This is a genomic window from Cognatundibacterium rivi, from assembly GCF_018139565.1.
GTDB lineage: Bacteria > Pseudomonadota > Gammaproteobacteria > Burkholderiales > Burkholderiaceae_D > Undibacterium > Undibacterium rivi.
Window position 1 is genome coordinate 828,430 of record NZ_JAGSPK010000001.1, and the last position, 17,028, is coordinate 845,457.

Genomic DNA, 17,028 nt, shown 5'->3' on the forward strand with positions numbered 1-17,028 from the left:
TAAGTGCAGATTTTGGCATTTTGTCGCATTTGCCTGGTTTTGCTGCTGTCTTTCTTGCATGATGCGCAGGAATCGCTGCTTGACGCTATCTGGACGGCGGATTACATTGCTGACTCATGGGTAAGTTATTTATACTTACAAAGGCAGTGTGCATCACTTAAAGGTTGTCATGTTTGTATATGACCTGACGGTGTGCGCTGTATTGAGATTCAGTGAAAAGTTATCGTTATGATGTCATGTCCGTTTAAACCGAAATGGGAGCGCCGCAAAGAAGCTCGTCCTCAGGAATTGCTTGCTGCTGCGTTAAATCTGTTTGTTGAGCGCGGTTTCGCGGCAACCCGTCTGGATGATGTTGCGAAAGCTGCGGGCGTCTCTAAGGGAACCTTGTATTTGTATTTTTCAAGCAAGGAAGATTTGTTTAAAGCAGTCGTGCGCGAAAACATCGTGCCGTTGCTGGGTGAAGCTGCGGGAATGATCACGGCTTTTGAAGGTGATACAGAAAGTCTGTTCCGGGAATTGACGCTGAGCTGGTGGCGAAATGCCGGAGAAACTAAGTTATCCGGTTTACCAAAACTGATGATGGGGGAAGCCGGAAATTTTCCCGAACTTGCACGGTTTTATCAGGATGAAGTGATTGCGCGCGGTGAGGCGTTGTTGGCATCGGTGCTGGCGCGGGGAATGCAGCGTGGTGAGATACGGAATATCGATCTGGAAATCGATACCAGATTGTTGATAGCGCCGGTAATCATGATGATGATGTGGAAGCACTCGTCATGCGTGTGTCAGATTGAGCCAGAAAAACTCAATGTTTATCTGGAACATTACATCCAGATGGCCTGGAATAGTTTATTGATACGGCAGGGATAAATGTAGCCCGGCTGATGCGCCAATTGTGGCCTTGGTGATTTACACCAGGCTGAATGATTCCGGTGTCTACTTAAACAGAAAACGGCGTACTGAAAAGACATTAAATATCGCTGAATACCGGAATCAAACCGGCATACAGAGCAGTGCTTTGATAAAATGCGGGTTCCTTTAATTTATGCAATCGAGTGAACAAATGAATATCGAAAAAGCCCGTTTCAACATGATTGAACAACAAATACGTCCTTGGAACGTGTTGGATAAGGATATTTTGGATATGTTGATTGTGGTGAAACGGGAAAATTATTTTCCGCAAGACCAGAAAACACTGGCTTTCTTTGACACAGAGTTGCCATTGCCGGACGGCTCTAAAGCAATGAGCCCGAAACTGGAGGCGCGCATTGTTCAGGAACTGGGCCTCAAAAAACAGGAATCCGTGCTGCTGATTGGCGCTGCATCCGGGTATCTGGCGGCTTTGCTGGCGCATATGTCCAGCCACGTGACTGTTTTGGAAACATCACTCGCGCTGAAAGAACTCGCTGAAAAAAATCTGGCGGCAGATGGCGTACGGAATGTCAGCGTTTTACTGGCGGATGGATTATCCGGTCAGCACACAGGTTCGTATGATGTGATCGTGATCGCCGGTGCCGTCGAAGCTGTTCCTGAAACACTGAAAAAGCAATTAAATGTTGGTGGCCGTTTGCTGGCGATTGTTGGTCGCTTGCCAGTCATGCAAGCAGAACTGATCACCCGCTCTGCTGACGCTGCATACGACACTCGCAGTGTGTTTGATACGGTGGTTGCGGCAGCACCGGGTGCCGTACCTTCCTCACAATTCAAATTCTGATTCTGTTAGTCAAAATAGATAACGTATGCAACACATCACCGCACAAGAACTGGCTCAATGGCTGACTGATAGCAGTAAAAAACCTCCGCTTTTACTCGATGTCCGGGAACCTGGCGAGTATGAAACTTGTCATATCGAGGGTGCTCAACTGATGCCTATGCAAACAGTTCCTGTGCGCTTGAATGAGCTGGATGAGGATGCGACGATTGTTTGTATTTGTCATCACGGTGGTCGCAGTATGCAAGTCGCTCATTTCCTCGAACACCGGGGATACAGCAAAGTGATTAACCTGACTGGTGGTGTGCATGCGTGGGCACAGCAAGTCGATCCGGCTATGCCGACCTATTAACTAACTTTTATTCGGAGTGTTTCATGCGTAATCCAGTTGTTGCTGCACTGCTTGCAAGTGCTTTCCTGTCGCTGAGTGCGAATGCTACTGATTTGCTGCAAATTTATCAGGATGCGCTCGCCAACGACCCTCAATATGCGAGTGCCCGTTCCTCGCTGACGGCAGGTCAGGAAAAGTCAGTGCAGGGACGCGCTGGTTTGCTGCCAACGATAGGTCTGAACGGGAGTGATACCCGTTCACGCGTCGAATCACAACCCGATATCGCGAATGCGGATCGCAATTTTACGACCTTCTCGAATACATGGTCGCTTGCCTTGTCGCAGCCTTTGTTCCGCTGGGCAAACTGGCAACAATACGAACAAGGTAAATTGTCTGTCGTGATCAGCGAAGCCCAGTTTGCGCAGGCAAAACAGGATCTGATCGTACGTGTCGGTCAGGCATATTTCGATGTGCTGGCCGCACAAGATACGCTGGCAACATTGCAGGCGCAAAAAGTGGCGATCTCAGAACAACTGGCATCCGCGAAACGCAATTTTGAAGTCGGTACTTCAACCATCACCGATACGCATGAAGCGCAGGCACGTTACGATCTGGCAACGGCGCAGGAATTCGCTGCACAAAGTGATCTGCAGGTGAAGCGTTCAGCTTTACAACAAATCATTGGTAAAGAAACGGGTGAACTGGCGACACTGAAAGCCGGTGTAAAACTGAATTCACCGCAGCCCGCGGCGGTGAATGAGTGGGTCAGCTCAGCCGAAAAACAAAACTTCAATGTTGTCGCGTCCGAAGTGGCTGTTGAAGTTGCGAAACGTGAAATTGAAAGAAACCGCGCCGGACATTATCCGACGCTGGATCTGGTGGCAAGTACCGGCCGTACCGCAACAGGTGGCGCTTCTTCCACCGGCACCGGCGTTGTAAAACCGACGACGATCGGTGTGCAATGGAGCATTCCATTATTTGCCGGTTTTGCAGTCGACAGCAAAGTTAAAGAAGCCGTTGCTTTGCAAGAAAAAGCCCGCAATGATCTGGAAACCAATCGTCGCAGCGCAGCGCAGGGAGCGCGTCAGGCTTATACCGGCGTGACCAGCGGTCTGGCACAGGTTAAAGCATATGAGGCAGCAGAAATTTCCAGTCAGTCTGCGTTGGATTCCAATAAACTCGGTTATCAGGTTGGTGTTCGCATCAATATCGATGTGCTGAATGCGCAACAACAGTTGTACACCACGCGTCAGAATCTGGCGAAAGCACGTTACGACACCATCATGAATGGCCTGCGTCTGAAGTCGGCAGCAGGGACATTGAAAGAAGAAGATTTATCTGAAGTGAATACCTTGTTGCAGCGCTAAAAACGACAACAAGTCGATTTGAGAACAATCGTTCGACAACAAAAAAGCCCGCCGAATGCGGGCTTTTTTGATTTTGATCATGCCAGTTTGTTGCATATCAATTTGTATTTCAGTGCAGGGTAAACACTGACGTATCATAGGAGCTGATCGCTGGTACACCGATGTTGTCGTCCAGCTTGGCTACTTATTTATTCATGAAAGTCATTTATGGCGTTACCCGGGTTTTTGAATAAGCGTTGGCTGATACCAGTCTTTGTTCTGGCAGGATTCATCTTGCTGTCGGGCCTGATTTTTTCTTCCGCGCTGTTTGGTCCCCGGTTGGAGGTCTTTACTTTGCAACGCGGTGAATTAGTACAAACCGTGGTTGCCAGCGGCAGGGTGGCGACACCAGCAAGAGTGGATATCGGTACGCAAATTACCGGGCGCGTCGCTGCTGTTCCCGTCAAAGAAGGGCAGACTGTGCGAGCCGGGGATCTGTTGATAGAGCTGGCTGCTGCCGACGAAAAAGCAGCACTGGAGCTGGCGCAGGCGAATATCCGGCAAGCAGAAGCCAGACTCAGGCAGTTGCAACAGCTGACGCAGCCAACCTCGGAGCAAGTGCTGGTACAGGCACAGGCTAATCTGATCAACGTCGAGAAGCAATATCAGCGCACCCGCGAGCTGGTGACACAGGGCTTTGTCGGTAAGTCGCAGCTCGATGAGTCACAGCGTGCGCTCGACGTTGCGCGAAGTCAGTTAAAGAGTGCGCAATTCCAGCTGCAATCGAGTAAGCCCGATGGCAGCGATTATCAACTCGCCGTTGCCGGATTACAGCAGGCGAAAGCGAATCTGGCAGCAGCGCAGGCCAAACTTGAGCACACCAGAATCACGGCGGTGGTCGATGGTGTGCTGATTGCCAGAGATGTAGAACGTGGCGATATCGTACAACCGGGCAAAATCCTGATGGTGTTATCACCCGCAGGAATCAGCCAGTTGGTGGTGCAGATAGACGAAAAGAATCTGCGTTACATCCGCATGGGGCAGCCTGCTTTCGGCGTGACTGATGCCTATCCGGGCCAGAAATTTCCGGTACAAGTCGCGTATATTAATCCCGGTGTTGATGCCCAACGCGGCTCAGTGAATGTCAAATTGAACGTATTAAAGTCACCGCTGTTTCTGACGCAGGATATGACGGTATCGGTAGAGATAGAAGTCGCCCGAAGCCGCGATGCTTTATCGTTGAATGTGGAAGCGATCCGCGATGCCAGTACGCTGCATCCGTGGGTGATGGCGGTGGTGGATGGGCGCGCAGTGCGGCGTCCTGTGACGATAGGCATACGCGGCGATAAAAGCGTGGAGATTACTTCCGGGCTGAATCCGCATGATGTTGTGCTGCCAGCGACGAATATGACAATAGAGGCGGGGCAGCGGGTACGTCCTGTCGTCACGAAAAATCCGCAGTCATGAATCGCTGGCTTCCTTTTGAGTGGATAGTCGCCACCCGCTTTCTGCGCGAGGGGCGCATGCAATCTCTGTTTATTATTCTCGGGGTTGCGATCGGTGTTGGCGTCATTGTATTTATGTCGGCCTTACTGGCTGGCTTGCAGGCGAATTTATTTCGCCGCGTATTAAGTTCGCAGCCACATATCACGCTAGAAAGACCGAAGCAACAGGCCACGCCGGCATTGCTTGCGGCACCGGGACAGCAGATCGTGACGACCATACAAAAACCATCGCAGCGTGTGAATACCATCGACCAGTGGCAAAAAATCCGCGATCAGGTCGAGGCGCGTAACGACGTTGTGACTGTCTCGCCAACCACAACTGGGCCGGCACTGGTGGTGCGCGGCAGTGCCACGCAATCAGTGTCGGTGATCGGCATTTTGCCCGAGCAATACAACAAGATCGTGCCGCTCTCAGAAAAAATAACCGCCGGCGTTTTTCGCCTGACGAATACCGACGTCATGATAGGCACGCAACTGGCGGAAGACATGGGCGTTGGGCTCGGCGATAAATTACGCCTCAATTCAGCGGCTGGCACCAGTCTGATTTTGAATATTGTCGGCATTTTTGATTTGGGCAGTCGCGCTGCTAATCAACGTAATGTGTATGTGCTGTTATCGACTGCACAGAATTTATTGAATATGGTCGGTGGCGTGTCGAACATAGAATTAACGGTGCATGATCCTTACAGCGCGGAGGATATTGCGCAATCTATTGCCAACAGTACGGGGCTGAACGCACTGAGCTGGATAACGACTAACAGCCAGTTTTTTCTGGCGATGCGGGCGCAGACCTATTCCAGTTTGTTGATCCGTGTTTTTGTTGCGCTGTCGGTCGCAGCGGGGATCGCCAGCGTCCTGGTAGTGTCGGTTGTGCAGCGGCAAAAAGATATAGGCATCCTGCGGGCGATGGGCGGCAGCCGCGGGCAGGTGCGCCGGATATTCCTGATACAAGGGGCGCTGGTTGGTTTAGCAGGTTCTGTCATTGGTTCCATGATGGCGGTTGGTTTACTGGCGATGTGGAAAATCGTCGCCAGAAATCCGGATGGCACGCCTATGTTTGTGATTAACGTCGATTGGCAGTTTTTTGTCTGGAGCGCATTGCTTGCTATGCTGGCTGGTGTACTTGCTGCGGCGACGCCAGCGGTACGTGCCGCGCGCCTTGATCCTGTGGTGGCGATCCGTGGCTGATACTGTCCTTCTTCTTCAACAAGTCTGCAAATCGTATGCGGTTGGCACACCGGCAGAAACCCAGGTGTTGTTTGATATTGATCTGCATCTGCAACAAGGTGAGTTTGCTGCATTGATCGGCCCTTCCGGTTCCGGCAAAAGCACCTTGCTCAATATCATAGGCTTACTGGATCGTCCCAGTGGCGGGCAACTGATCATGACCGGTCAGGATACCGGCAATCTTGATGAGGCGCGGCTGACGCAGTTACGCGGGCAGGCTATTGGCTTTGTGTTTCAGTCGCATTATCTGCTCACTGCGTTCAGCGCGACAGAAAACGTGATGATGCCTATGCTGATGCAAAATGGCCGCCCGGATGATCGTATGCGTGAACGGGCACAGTATTTGTTAGCGGAAGTGGGCTTGAAGCAATGGCAGGATAGTCTGGTAGGGAATATGTCGGGTGGTCAGCAACAAAGGGTAGCGATTGCGCGGGCGCTGGCACTGAATCCCCCGTTGATACTCGCAGATGAGCCGACCGGTAATCTCGACACCAAATCCACTGATGCAATTTTTGAGCTGATGCGTAAGGTGAATGCCGAACAACACACCACGTTTCTGATGGTGACGCACAATATGGAGTTGGCAGAACGTTGTGATCGCACTATAGAGCTGGTCGATGGCAGGATCGCTCCGTCGATTTCTACCAGCACCTGAGCTTAATACCGGTTCTGCTGATTCTGCTGGTTCAGACAGAGTTCAGCTGAACCAGTTTCTGACATTGAGACCGATAAAATGTCCGAAGACAACGATGAGCATGAATGGCACCAGTGCAAAGCAGGCCTGCGCAATGACTTTCCAGAGTAACCACAACTGACGGGAAATCAATGGCGTGACCGCCCATACGCAGGTCAGGTAAACCAGCACCAGCGAGCACATGAACAGTATCAATAAAAAACCTTCGGGGCGATACGGTGCTGCAAACGCAATAATGGCGCTCCAGGCAATCCACGCAGAGAGTGCCGACAGCATGATTCTGTGCGCAAATTCCATGACAGGTAATGATCTCATCGGATGATTTCCTTCTGCGTAAGTGTGCCGGAGAATCGGCACTCCCCGGTCTGAACTGTCTTATCAGGGAAGTGCTTTATTCGTTTTTCTGTAAATGATTAATCAATTGATGTAAGCCCGCGGTCATCGCTTGCACGGAACCCAGCATATCCCACTGATCATCGCCGATTTTAACGTAATTTGATACTGCCCGGAGTTCCAGACATTTCTGTTTTTCCAGTTGGCAGATATGGAAAAAAGCGGCACCTTCCATGTTTTCGATATCACATTGGCTGTTGTCGATAAACGGCGCCATTGCTGCATTGACGGAAATGCCGTGTGCCAGCGGAAATGGCTGTCCGGCGGGGATATGTTCGCAATGCAAGGTATGGCGGCGTTCAAATTCCATCTCTATTGGCAGATGCGCCATGTGGACAAAACCTGTCGGCGTGAAAAATCCGAGATCGGCTTCCACTTCACTTTCGACCAGCACAACATCGCCGATCTTGAAACGCGAATGAGGAAAGACGCCGGCAATACCGGACAAAATCAGCATATCCGGGCGGTGCTCATGTATCGCTTTGACGGTTGCATACGTGGTTGCCGTCAGGCCGACGCCGGAAACAATACTGATCACATCATCGCGTTGAAACAGGCTGGCTTCGGTTTGAGTAGGGAACAGAACAATGATCTTCATAGGAGGAGAGTCGGATTCAAGGGAAAAACGGGTAAGGTATTGCGTATCCTGATCGGCTGCCATGTCGCACATCAACAAAATGCTGTAAACCTTTTTCTCCGCAGCACGTTATAGGGAAAGCAGGCATTTTCAACTCAACCGCATCGAAATAGTATGATGGCGCGTGTCTGGTTGCCATTTATTTTGCTGTCAGCAGCAGAGACAATTACAGAGCTTATATGAAAAAATTTATTTTATTCGCGGCGCTTGCGTCCTCATTGCTGAGTGCTGAATCCGCATCAGCGCAGAATGTTAATTTATCGGTGCAATTTGGTCAGCCCGGTTTTTACGGACAACTGGATATCGGAAATTTTCCGCAGCCGCAATTAATTTATCGCGAACCTCGCATTGTTTATCGCAGCCCCGCGCCATTACCGCCGCTGTATCTGGTCGTGCCTCCCGGTCATCGCAAACATTGGGATAAGCATTGTTCACGCTATGACGCTTGTGGCCGGCCGGTTTATTTTGTGACCGAGAATTGGTATAACACCCAGGTAGTGCCTCGCTATCGTGATGGTCAATATCGTGAACCGCATCGCGACTATAACAACGGACCAAACCGCGGTTACGATGGCCGCGATGACAGAGATCATCGTGAACACGGTCGCGGCAGAGATAATGACCGTGGTCAGGAAAATGGGCGTGGTCACGATAATGGTCGAGGCAGAGGACCGCATAACGATTAATCTGCCTGTGGTTTTGGCGAACGATGTCTGTAGCGGTTTTAGCGCAGACATTGTGCCCGGGCCTCCGGAATGGCCTCAGGAGGTCAGAATATACCCCCGGGAGTATATTCTGACCTCCTTTGTTTATAAGGACATCTGGCATGTTTTGGCTGATACTCCCCATTTTTATGAAAATCAGGGGATATTTTCAGTGTCAAAGACGGGTTTTCAGCGTAACTGCAGCTCAACTGCATCGCTACTGATAACCAGCTTTGCCGCAGTCATACTGGTCGTTTTCATTGTTCTGCAAAAGCAGCGGCGCTCGCTGAGATTGACTTACGGAAAGCTGCGCAAGTAGGCCAGAAGATCAGCGATTTTCTTGTCGTCGCTCATGCCATAAAAGCGCATTTTTGTGCCGGGCACAACATCGTCCGGCGCTTGCAAAAAGGCGCGCAGATTTTTTTCTGTCCACACCAGTTTTGCATTTTTCATTGCGGGCGAATATTTAAAGTCCGTTGTCGAACCCGCCGTTCTGCCGATCACGCCGTTCAGTTGCGGCGCAAAGCCGCCGTGTGCGGACGTGCCGATCTGGTGGCAGGACGCACAGCGCGATGTAAACAGCAACTTTCCTGCCTCAACATTTTCTGCGCCGACCGCTAACGGCGCAACCATCGCCATCAGCAGAAGCAGGTGGTGTTGCTGCATCAGGCGCATGTTGTCTGCGCCGGTTTTTGCGGTGCATAGGCCGCCATAAAAACATCGATGGCTCTGGCCGTCATTGCTTTGATGTCTGCTTCACTGACATGCTCCAGCAGCTTGAACAGAAATGGATTAATCAATTCTGCTTCCAGCAAACCATGTAATTGCAGAGTGGCGACTGCCGCATCTCCCTGGCGCAGTTTTCCTTGTGTCATGGCGTCTTGCAGAAAGTTTGTGAGGATGCTCTGGCTGCTCAGAATGCCGCGTTCATACAGCAGTTTGCCAAGTTGCCCCGGCGCGGTGATTGCCATGTGCCTTTGCGCCATGATTTCTGGCGAATACAGAAATGACAGCAGATGTTCGCCAAAGTAACGCAAGGCTTCGGTGATATCCGTGTTGGTCTGGTCGAACGCATCGAACATTGCCTGGCGCTTGGTCTCGGCAGACTTGTACATGATTTCAAAAAATAACTCTTCCTTTGACGCGAAGTAGTTATACAGCGTTGCTTTCGAGCCGCCCAGCCGGGCGCAGATTTCCGACATCGACGTCCGCTCAAATCCCAATTCCTGAAAAGCCTGCGCTGCCACGCTCAGTATGGCCTGCCGTTTTGCTTCGGTTTTCATTTTCATGTCAATAGCATCTCTCAAAAATAAATAACTGTACCGACCTGTTCATTTTAGCACGAGGTTGCTATAATTCGTAAAACGTACTGTACGGTACAGTAATGAACGAAAGAGAGAATTTCTTATGTCTTCTATATCTTCACCCGGGGTTTTACCGCAGATCAAGCTCAGCAGAGCTTTGCTGGCGCTGACTTTGGCGCTGGGCGGCTGTGCCCAGTTGCCGCAGTCAGAGCCAACTTTATCGATGAAAACAGGCGCTGATTTTCCGGCTGCAAAAGCGTTCGCAGCGACTACCTCCGCTACCAGCATCTGGCCCGATGAACGTTGGTGGCAGGCATATCAGGATGCGCAACTGAATGCGTTGATAGACGAGGCCTTGCAGGATGCACCGGACATGAGCGCTGCTGCCGCACGACTGGCAAGAGCAGAAGCCTTCAGTCAGGTCAAAAATGCGGCGACGAAGCCGCAGGTCAGTGCCAATGCCTCGATCACAGAGCAAAAGATGAGTTACAACTATCTGACGCCGAAGTCGATGACGCCGAATGGCTGGAATGACTACGGCCGCGCGACCTTAGATGTCAGCTGGGAGCTGGATTTCTGGGGCAGAAATCGCGCTGCACTGGCGGCGGCGACTTCACAGGAGCAAGCCAGCCGCGCCGAATACGCACAGGCGCGGCTGACGCTTGCCGCAGCGATCGCCAGTCAGTATGCCGATCTGGCGCAATTATTTGTACTGCGCGACACGCTGCAACGTTCGGTCGAGATCCGTCAGAAAACTGTCCAGATGTTTGCCGACCGGTTTGCCTATGGCATGGAAACCAAAGGCGGTCTCAGTGAAGCGAAAGTGCGGCTGATCAGCGCCGAAGCGGAGTTGTTAGCAAACGAAGAGCAAATTGGTCTGCAGCGCTATCGGATTGCTGCATTGCTGGGCGCAGGGCCAGACCGTGCGCTGGCGATTTCCCGTCCCACCGTGAATTTGCAGATGCCCACCGGTTTGCCTGCGGAACTGGCGACAAATCTGTTAGGACGCCGTCCCGACATCGTTGCGGCTCGCCTGCAAGCCGAAGCCAGCGCGCACAGCATAGATCAGAAAAAAGCCGAGTTTTACCCCAACATCAATCTGTCGGCATTCATCGGTGTGCAATCGCTGGATCTGAATATGCTTAGCAAAAGCGGTTCGTCCACCGGCAGTATTGGCCCCGCAATTTCTTTACCGATCTTCACCGCTGGTCGCTTACAGGGAGAGTTACGCAGTAGTACCGCCAGCTATAACGAAGCCGTGGCGAACTATCACCGGACTATCAGCCAGGCCTTGCAGGAAGTGGCCAGTGCGGGTCTCAGCCAGCAGGCATTAAGTGCGCAACTGATGAAAAGCAAACAGGGTGTTGACGCCGCGACCGATGCCTACAGCGTTGCAAAAAATCGCTATCAGGGTGGTCTGGCAACGTATCTGGAAGTGTTGTCGGCGGAAGACAGTCTGCTGATCAACCTGCGCGCACTGACGACGCTGGAGGCGCGTGCCTTCACTCTCGATGTCGCGATGAAACGCGCGCTCGGTGGCGGCTATCAGTCAACTGCCAATACTTAATTTAAAAAATTATCTGAAGGATTTTTACCATGTCTGAAACGAATCTGAACGCAAATAAAGTACAAAGACGTAATAAATTACTCGGCGGTGTAGCCGGTGTTGTGGCCTTATCCGCGATTGCCGCAGGTGTTTACTGGTTCACATATGGCTCGCATTTTGTCTCTACCGATAACGCTTACGCCGCCGTCGAAGTGGCGCAGGTGACATCGGCCGTCGGCGGCACGATTAACGAAGTGTTGGTCACGGATACCCAGGCCGTGAAAAAAGGTCAGATCCTGGTCAGGATAGACCCTGCAGATGCGCGCCTGGCGCTGGCGCAGGCCGAGGCTGATCTGAATCGTGCTGTGCGCCGGGTCCGAGGGTTTGTCGCCAATGATGCCAGTTTGAAAGCGCAGATCACGGCACGCGAAGCCGATGAGAAAAAAGCAGCGGCGCAGTTGCGTGCGGCGGAAGCTGATTTCGAGCGGGCAAAAATTGATCTGCAACGCCGCGAGGCATTGGCTGCCTCAGGCTCGGTTTCCGGTGATGAGCTGACCCGTGTACAAAACGCGTTTACAACAGCGAAAGCGAATCTGGAAGCGAGCCGCGCCGCCGCTGCGCAGGCGCTGGCAAACCAACATATGGCGCTGGGCTCGCGCGAGGCCAACGCAGTCCTGATAGCGAATGTCAGCGAAGAAAATAATCCGGAAGTTGCGCTGGCCCGCGCCCGCCGTGATCAGGCTGCGCTTGATCTGGAACGCACTGTCGTGCGTGCGCCGGTTGACGGCATTGTTGCTAAACGCCAGGTTCAGCTCGGTCAGCGCGTCTCGTCCGGCGTGCCATTGTTATCGGTTGTGCCTGTGCAAGAGATGCACGTTGATGCGAACTTTAAAGAGGTGCAACTGGAAAACGTCCGCGCCGGTCAGCCTGTTGCATTGCAGGCGGATATCCACGGTAGCAGCGTGACTTATCACGGCATAGTGGAAGGCTTTTCGGGCGGCTCCGGCGCTGCATTCGCCGCCATTCCGGCTCAAAATGCGACGGGTAACTGGATCAAAGTCGTACAGCGTTTACCGGTACGTATCAAGCTTGATGCCAAAGAACTGCAAGCGCATCCGCTGAAAGTTGGCCTTTCCATGAGCGCCCGCATTGATACCCGCGAGCAGCAACGCTAAGGAGGTAATATGAAAGCGAATGCTTTGCAGAGCGGAGCACCCACTACACCGCCGGGGAGCACACCGGAAGATGCGCCGCTGACCGGCGGCATGCTCTGGTTCGCTGCCATCATTCTGGCCGCTGCTAATTTTATTGCCGTGCTGGATATGACTATTGCGAATGTGTCCGTGCCAACGATCGCCGGCGCAATGGGCGCGACCAGCAGTCAGGGCACCTGGGTGATTACCTCGTATGCCGTGGCAGAAGCCATTACTGTGCCGTTGACCGGCTGGCTGGCTGCGCGTTTTGGTGCTGTGCGTGTATTCACGATAGCGATGGCAATGTTCGGCATTTTCTCCGGTCTGTGCGGTCTCGCCAATTCTCTCGGCATGCTGGTCTTCGCGCGTATCTGTCAGGGTTTTGCGGGTGGCCCGTTGATGCCGTTATCGCAAACACTATTGCTACGGATTTTTCCAAAAGAAAAAGCACCGGCCGCGATCGGTTTATGGTCGATGACGACCTTGGTCGCACCGGTGCTGGGGCCGATACTTGGCGGTTATCTGTGTGATGATTTTTCCTGGCCGTGGATCTTTTATATCAATCTGCCGATTGCCGTTTTATGCGCTGCGATGGCGTGGCAATTACTCAAACGCTATGAAAAAAATCCAGTCATCAATCCTATCGACAAAGTCGGGCTGGGATTGCTGGTGATCTGGGTCGGTGCTTTGCAACTCGTGCTGGACGAAGGAAAAGAGCTGGATTGGTTTGCCTCTACAGAAATCGTGCTGTTAAGTCTGGTGGCGGCGGTCGGCTTTGTCATCTTTCTGATCTGGGAGTTTCATGAAGAGCATCCGATTGTCGATTTGCGGGTGTTCCGGCATCGCGGATTTTCTGTCAGCGTACTGACGATCAGTGTGGCGTTTGCGGCGTTTTTCGCAGCCAATGTATTGACGCCGCAATGGTTGCAGTCCTTCATGGGATACACCTCAACCAAGGCAGGTATGGTCACGGCATGGACAGGTATTTTTGCTGTCTTTGTCGCCCCCGTAGCGGCTGGTCTTTCATCTAAAACAGATCCGCGCCGGTTGGTATTTGGCGGTGTTGCCTGGCTGGGTCTGATGACCTTGTGGCGCACTTTTGCCACGACAGATATGGGCTACTGGGATATCGCCATGCCGTTGATGTTCATGGGTTTAGGTTTGCCATTTTTCTTCATACCGACAACCGGGTTGGCGATGGCCAGCGTTGAGGAACGCGAAATGGATTCTGCTGCAGGTCTGATGAATTTTTTACGGACTTTATCCGGTGCGTTTGCGACTTCCATGGTGACAACCGTCTGGGATAATCAGATCTCCCGTAATCATGCCGAACTGGTCGGGCTCACCGATACCGATCTGAGCGTGCAGAAAATGCTGGAAAGCTCAGGAATGGCAATCGATGTGGTGCGGGGAACCATTGATTCTTTGGTCACCAGTCAAAGCGTGATGCTGGCGACGAATCAGTTAATGATGGGGATCGCTGTCGCATTTCTGGTTGCTGCATCGGTGATCTGGCTGGCGCCGAAACCAAGCAGGGTAGTCGAGCCGGGGGCAGGTGGTCATTAGACAACAAGGTTCATCGCGCGACTGACCGGCGTAGCGTATGCCGGTCAGCCAAGTCATTTCACTTCTCATGGATATCAGGAGAATTCTCATGTTCAAACATATTCTTGTTCCCACGGATGGCTCTGCACTGTCGCAGGCAGCCTTAGAAAAAGCAGTGTTGTTTGCGAAAGAGTCTGGTGCTCGCATCAGTTTTTTCTGCGCCGCGCAAGCCGCCACCATGTATGACGGGCTGGGTGGTATTTTTTCTGCACAGACACCTGCAACTTTGCGCGATATCGCGAATGACATCAGTCAGGAAATTCTTGCTGCGGCAGAAAAGCAGGCGCAGATGCATGGTGTTTCGTGTACAACGCTGTCGCAGATTGCAGAGCAGCCTTATGCTGCAATTATCGAGGCAGCGACGCTGCATGGCTGTGATTTAATTTTCATGGCCTCCCACGGCAGACGCGGGCTGGATGCCTTGTTACTCGGCAGCGAAACGCAGAAGGTACTCACACATTCAACTATACCGGTATTGGTTTGTCGTTGATTTAATCGTCGCCTGTCATGCAGGCACACCCAGTATCACGCTCGAGGCTTTGAATATGCCGGTGGCAGCTGTGCCGGTCTGCAAGCCCAGCGCGGTGCAGCTTTCATTAGTGATGATGGCGGCCAGTGTGCTGCCGCCGTCCATCGTGATGATGATTTCTGTATTCACGGCACCCGGTTGTATGCGTGTGACGATACCGCTTAACTGATTGCGCGCCGATAAGCGGGCATTCTGATTTTCTGTCATGACTATGATGGACGACGATTTGATCAGCGCAAATGCTTCGGCACCCGGTTGCAAGCCTAGCTCTTCCGTACTTTCATGGGTAATGACGGCGACAATTTTTTGTCCGCCAGCAATCGTCAGTTCTATTTCGTCGTTCACTGCGCCCAGTCGGATGTGCGTGACTTTGCCCAGATAATGATTGCGGGCGCTGGTTTTCATATTCATTTTTTTGATGAGTAAAAAATCGTCGGCGATGCCATCTGCTTGTTGACTGAGTTGCCGGATAAAATCGCGATGTTCCTGTTCGATAATGTGAAAGTTATCGACCAGTCGCTGACCGCGTTGTGTGAGCCTGGTGCCACCACCGCCTTTGCCGCCAGTCAGTCGTTCAACCAGCGGTTCGCCCGCCAGATTGTTCATGCTGTCGATCGCATCCCAGGCCGCTTTATAGCTCATCTTCATGGCTTTGGCAGCTTGTGTGATCGAGCCACACCCGGCGATTTGCGCCAGCAGGGCAATCCGGCCTTTGCCGCCAAAATTTTCCCCGTCAACCGTCATCCAGACTGAGCCATGTAAGGCGATCGTTTTTTCTTTGCTCGTCATACAAACACCTGTCTTAAATATATTTTCCGGAAGCGGGTGGCATAGGCAGTATAGGCAGTATCGGCAGCAGCGCTGAAGTCACGTTGCCTTTTTTCTTCGTCAGTTCTGATAAAGCCATTCTTCATGCGCATTGGCTGAGTACGACCGGTGCATCGTGCTGGCGAATTTTTCCATCGCGCAAATGCACGACATGATCGCCAAAAACATGGGCATCTTCCGGGTCGTGCGTGATCAGTATCATCGGTACTTGCAATGTACGTTGCAAAGTATCGAGCTCGTTGCGCATCAGAATACGCAGGGAAGGATCAAGCGCAGCGAATGGCTCATCCAGTAACAAAGCCCGGGGTTCTGCAACCAGTGCCCGTGCCAGCGCCGTACGCTGTTTTTGTCCACCCGAAAGCTCATGCGGAAGCTGATCGGCGACTGCTTGTAAATCCAGCGCAGCTAACCAATGATCGACTCTTTCATTGCTGCGTTGCCGGTCCGGATTACGCCAGCCCTGCGTCAGCCCGAAGCCGATATTCTGGCGCACGTTCAGGTGTGGGAATAAAGCGTATTCCTGAAACAGATAGGCAATATTCCGCTTTTGCGGCGCCAGATGAATGCGCTGCTGATGATCAAATAAAGTCGTTTCGCCGAGGCGGATATGGCCGCGATCCGGCGTCAGTAATCCGGCGATTGCTTTCAGTGTCAGGCTCTTGCCTGCGCCGGAATCGCCAAGGATGACGACGCGCTGCTGATCGCTGGTGAACTGAATATCGAGCTCAAACCGGCGTGTGCCCGAGATCAGTGTTTTCTGGATGTGGAGATCAAACTGCATAGGCCATTCCATTATGAAGAGCGGTGGGCGATGCGCCCCGGCGCCAGTTTTCCTGCCAGCAGTAACACGCTGATGCAGACGACCGAGGTCAGTAACACCAGCGTATTGGCGACATCGTCCTGCCCGGCCTGCACGGCTTCATACACGGCGATGGACAGGGTTTGTGTTTTGCCAGGGATGCTGCCGGCGATCATTAAAGTGGCACCGAACTCACCTAATGCCCGGGCGAACGCCAGTAAGACCCCGGCCAGAATCCCGCGCCATGCGAGCGGCAGCGTCACACGAAAGAATATGCCTATTTCCGAAATCCCCAGCACGCGCGCGGCTTGTTCGAGCTGACCATCGATTGCTTCGAATGCAGCTCGCGCCGGTTTAAAGACTAAAGGAAACGCGACGACGGCAGCGGCAATGACGGCGCCTTGCCAGGTAAAAATCAGACTGATGCCAAGATGATCCTGCAGCCATGCGCCAAGCCAGCTGCGGCGTCCCAGCAAGACCAGCAGATAATATCCGAGCACTGTTGGTGGCATCACCATCGGTAAGGTCAGCAAGGTGTCGAGCAGATCGCGCCCGGGAAAGCGAACGCGTGCCAGCAGATAGCCGACCGCGATACCCGCAACCAGATTCAGTGCGGTCGCCCAACCGGCAACTTTCAGCGACAGCAGCAGCGCGTTCCATGCGACATCCATATCAGACG

At 52.5% G+C, this 17,028-nt stretch carries 19 protein-coding genes; 12 read left to right on the plus strand and 7 right to left on the minus strand.

All coding sequences use genetic code 11. From position 1 onward, the window contains the following. The first annotated feature begins 228 nt into the window (after nt 1–228). The 7 genes from KDM87_RS03740 (at nt 229) to KDM87_RS03770 (ending at nt 6,772) form a co-directional block, all read left to right on the plus strand. On the plus strand, nt 229–867 hold the full coding sequence (locus tag KDM87_RS03740) for a TetR/AcrR family transcriptional regulator (RefSeq protein ID WP_329604887.1): 639 nt from the start codon (nt 229–231) through the stop codon (nt 865–867). A gap of 193 nt (nt 868–1,060) precedes the next feature. Continuing rightward, entirely contained in the window at nt 1,061–1,711 is a 651-nt protein-coding gene (locus tag KDM87_RS03745; protein WP_212677794.1) for a protein-L-isoaspartate O-methyltransferase family protein, read from the plus strand. A 25-nt stretch (nt 1,712–1,736) separates the two neighbouring features. Further along, on the plus strand, nt 1,737–2,060 hold the full coding sequence (locus KDM87_RS03750; protein WP_212677795.1) for a rhodanese-like domain-containing protein: 324 nt from the start codon (nt 1,737–1,739) through the stop codon (nt 2,058–2,060). Nucleotides 2,061–2,083: 23 nt separating this feature from the next. Next, nucleotides 2,084–3,406 (plus strand): TolC family outer membrane protein, encoded by a 1,323-nt coding sequence (locus KDM87_RS03755; protein ID WP_212677796.1) that lies wholly within the window; start codon nt 2,084–2,086, stop codon nt 3,404–3,406. Nucleotides 3,407–3,613: 207 nt separating this feature from the next. Continuing rightward, nucleotides 3,614–4,852 (plus strand): efflux RND transporter periplasmic adaptor subunit, encoded by a 1,239-nt coding sequence (locus tag KDM87_RS03760; RefSeq protein WP_212677797.1) that lies wholly within the window; start codon nt 3,614–3,616, stop codon nt 4,850–4,852. After that, nucleotides 4,849–6,078, plus strand: a complete 1,230-nt coding sequence (locus KDM87_RS03765) for an FtsX-like permease family protein (protein WP_212677798.1) — start codon at nt 4,849–4,851, stop codon at nt 6,076–6,078. Before KDM87_RS03760 ends, KDM87_RS03765 begins: the two co-directional genes overlap by 4 nt. Further along, on the plus strand, nt 6,071–6,772 hold the full coding sequence (locus KDM87_RS03770) for an ABC transporter ATP-binding protein (RefSeq protein ID WP_212677799.1): 702 nt from the start codon (nt 6,071–6,073) through the stop codon (nt 6,770–6,772). Before KDM87_RS03765 ends, KDM87_RS03770 begins: the two co-directional genes overlap by 8 nt. A 42-nt stretch (nt 6,773–6,814) precedes the next feature. Here KDM87_RS03770 and KDM87_RS03775 read toward each other — a convergent pair whose 3' ends face one another. After that, entirely contained in the window at nt 6,815–7,126 is a 312-nt protein-coding gene (locus KDM87_RS03775) for a hypothetical protein (protein ID WP_212677800.1), read from the minus strand. A 76-nt stretch (nt 7,127–7,202) separates the two neighbouring features. Further along, nucleotides 7,203–7,865: a phosphorylase family protein gene (locus tag KDM87_RS03780; RefSeq protein WP_212677801.1), complete on the minus strand. Its 663-nt coding sequence runs from the start codon at nt 7,863–7,865 to the stop codon at nt 7,203–7,205. A gap of 155 nt (nt 7,866–8,020) precedes the next feature. Between KDM87_RS03780 and KDM87_RS03785 the strand changes: the two genes are divergently transcribed. Continuing rightward, nucleotides 8,021–8,527 carry a hypothetical protein gene (locus tag KDM87_RS03785; RefSeq protein WP_212677802.1) on the plus strand — a complete coding sequence of 169 codons (507 nt, stop codon included), beginning with the start codon at nt 8,021–8,023 and terminating at the stop codon, nt 8,525–8,527. Between the two features lie 315 nt (nt 8,528–8,842). On the opposite strand, the gene KDM87_RS03790 is transcribed toward KDM87_RS03785, so the two are convergent. Then, complete coding sequence (locus tag KDM87_RS03790) at nt 8,843–9,220, minus strand: c-type cytochrome (protein WP_329604888.1); 378 nt, start codon at nt 9,218–9,220, stop codon at nt 8,843–8,845. Further along, entirely contained in the window at nt 9,211–9,834 is a 624-nt protein-coding gene (locus KDM87_RS03795; protein WP_212677803.1) for a TetR/AcrR family transcriptional regulator, read from the minus strand. Before KDM87_RS03795 ends, KDM87_RS03790 begins: the two co-directional genes overlap by 10 nt. Nucleotides 9,835–9,952: 118 nt before the next feature. Between KDM87_RS03795 and KDM87_RS03800 the strand changes: the two genes are divergently transcribed. From KDM87_RS03800 to KDM87_RS03815, 4 genes are all read left to right on the plus strand, one after another. Further along, nucleotides 9,953–11,416, plus strand: a complete 1,464-nt coding sequence (locus KDM87_RS03800) for an efflux transporter outer membrane subunit (protein ID WP_212677804.1) — start codon at nt 9,953–9,955, stop codon at nt 11,414–11,416. A gap of 29 nt (nt 11,417–11,445) precedes the next feature. Continuing rightward, entirely contained in the window at nt 11,446–12,570 is a 1,125-nt protein-coding gene (locus KDM87_RS03805) for an HlyD family secretion protein (protein WP_212677805.1), read from the plus strand. A gap of 9 nt (nt 12,571–12,579) precedes the next feature. Next, on the plus strand, nt 12,580–14,154 hold the full coding sequence (locus KDM87_RS03810; RefSeq protein WP_408058680.1) for a DHA2 family efflux MFS transporter permease subunit: 1,575 nt from the start codon (nt 12,580–12,582) through the stop codon (nt 14,152–14,154). An 88-nt stretch (nt 14,155–14,242) separates the two neighbouring features. Next, nucleotides 14,243–14,683 (plus strand): universal stress protein, encoded by a 441-nt coding sequence (locus KDM87_RS03815; RefSeq protein ID WP_212677806.1) that lies wholly within the window; start codon nt 14,243–14,245, stop codon nt 14,681–14,683. A 15-nt stretch (nt 14,684–14,698) separates the two neighbouring features. On the opposite strand, the gene KDM87_RS03820 is transcribed toward KDM87_RS03815, so the two are convergent. The 3 genes from KDM87_RS03820 to modB all read right to left on the minus strand — a co-directional run bounded on the left by KDM87_RS03820 (nt 14,699) and on the right by modB (nt 17,020). Continuing rightward, entirely contained in the window at nt 14,699–15,511 is an 813-nt protein-coding gene (locus KDM87_RS03820) for a TOBE domain-containing protein (RefSeq protein ID WP_212677807.1), read from the minus strand. A gap of 121 nt (nt 15,512–15,632) precedes the next feature. Further along, nucleotides 15,633–16,331 carry an ABC transporter ATP-binding protein gene (locus KDM87_RS03825; RefSeq protein ID WP_212677808.1) on the minus strand — a complete coding sequence of 233 codons (699 nt, stop codon included), beginning with the start codon at nt 16,329–16,331 and terminating at the stop codon, nt 15,633–15,635. Nucleotides 16,332–16,342: 11 nt separating this feature from the next. Continuing rightward, on the minus strand, nt 16,343–17,020 hold the full coding sequence (gene modB, locus KDM87_RS03830; protein ID WP_212677809.1) for a molybdate ABC transporter permease subunit: 678 nt from the start codon (nt 17,018–17,020) through the stop codon (nt 16,343–16,345). Nucleotides 17,021–17,028 lie beyond the last annotated feature (8 nt).

Coding starts and splice junctions, on each gene's coding strand:
- KDM87_RS03740 (WP_329604887.1), top strand. CDS start 229: ATGATGTCATGTCCGTTTAAACCGAAATGGGAGCGCCGCAAAGAAGCT.
- KDM87_RS03745 (WP_212677794.1), top strand. CDS start 1,061: ATGAATATCGAAAAAGCCCGTTTCAACATGATTGAACAACAAATACGT.
- KDM87_RS03750 (WP_212677795.1), top strand. CDS start 1,737: ATGCAACACATCACCGCACAAGAACTGGCTCAATGGCTGACTGATAGC.
- KDM87_RS03755 (WP_212677796.1), top strand. CDS start 2,084: ATGCGTAATCCAGTTGTTGCTGCACTGCTTGCAAGTGCTTTCCTGTCG.
- KDM87_RS03760 (WP_212677797.1), top strand. CDS start 3,614: ATGGCGTTACCCGGGTTTTTGAATAAGCGTTGGCTGATACCAGTCTTT.
- KDM87_RS03765 (WP_212677798.1), top strand. CDS start 4,849: ATGAATCGCTGGCTTCCTTTTGAGTGGATAGTCGCCACCCGCTTTCTG.
- KDM87_RS03775 (WP_212677800.1), bottom strand. CDS start 7,126: ATGAGATCATTACCTGTCATGGAATTTGCGCACAGAATCATGCTGTCG.
- KDM87_RS03780 (WP_212677801.1), bottom strand. CDS start 7,865: ATGGCAGCCGATCAGGATACGCAATACCTTACCCGTTTTTCCCTTGAA.
- KDM87_RS03785 (WP_212677802.1), top strand. CDS start 8,021: ATGAAAAAATTTATTTTATTCGCGGCGCTTGCGTCCTCATTGCTGAGT.
- KDM87_RS03790 (WP_329604888.1), bottom strand. CDS start 9,220: ATGCGCCTGATGCAGCAACACCACCTGCTTCTGCTGATGGCGATGGTT.
- KDM87_RS03795 (WP_212677803.1), bottom strand. CDS start 9,834: ATGAAAATGAAAACCGAAGCAAAACGGCAGGCCATACTGAGCGTGGCA.
- KDM87_RS03800 (WP_212677804.1), top strand. CDS start 9,953: ATGTCTTCTATATCTTCACCCGGGGTTTTACCGCAGATCAAGCTCAGC.
- KDM87_RS03805 (WP_212677805.1), top strand. CDS start 11,446: ATGTCTGAAACGAATCTGAACGCAAATAAAGTACAAAGACGTAATAAA.
- KDM87_RS03810 (WP_408058680.1), top strand. CDS start 12,580: ATGAAAGCGAATGCTTTGCAGAGCGGAGCACCCACTACACCGCCGGGG.
- KDM87_RS03815 (WP_212677806.1), top strand. CDS start 14,243: ATGTTCAAACATATTCTTGTTCCCACGGATGGCTCTGCACTGTCGCAG.
- KDM87_RS03820 (WP_212677807.1), bottom strand. CDS start 15,511: ATGACGAGCAAAGAAAAAACGATCGCCTTACATGGCTCAGTCTGGATG.
- KDM87_RS03825 (WP_212677808.1), bottom strand. CDS start 16,331: ATGCAGTTTGATCTCCACATCCAGAAAACACTGATCTCGGGCACACGC.
- modB (WP_212677809.1), bottom strand. CDS start 17,020: ATGGATGTCGCATGGAACGCGCTGCTGCTGTCGCTGAAAGTTGCCGGT.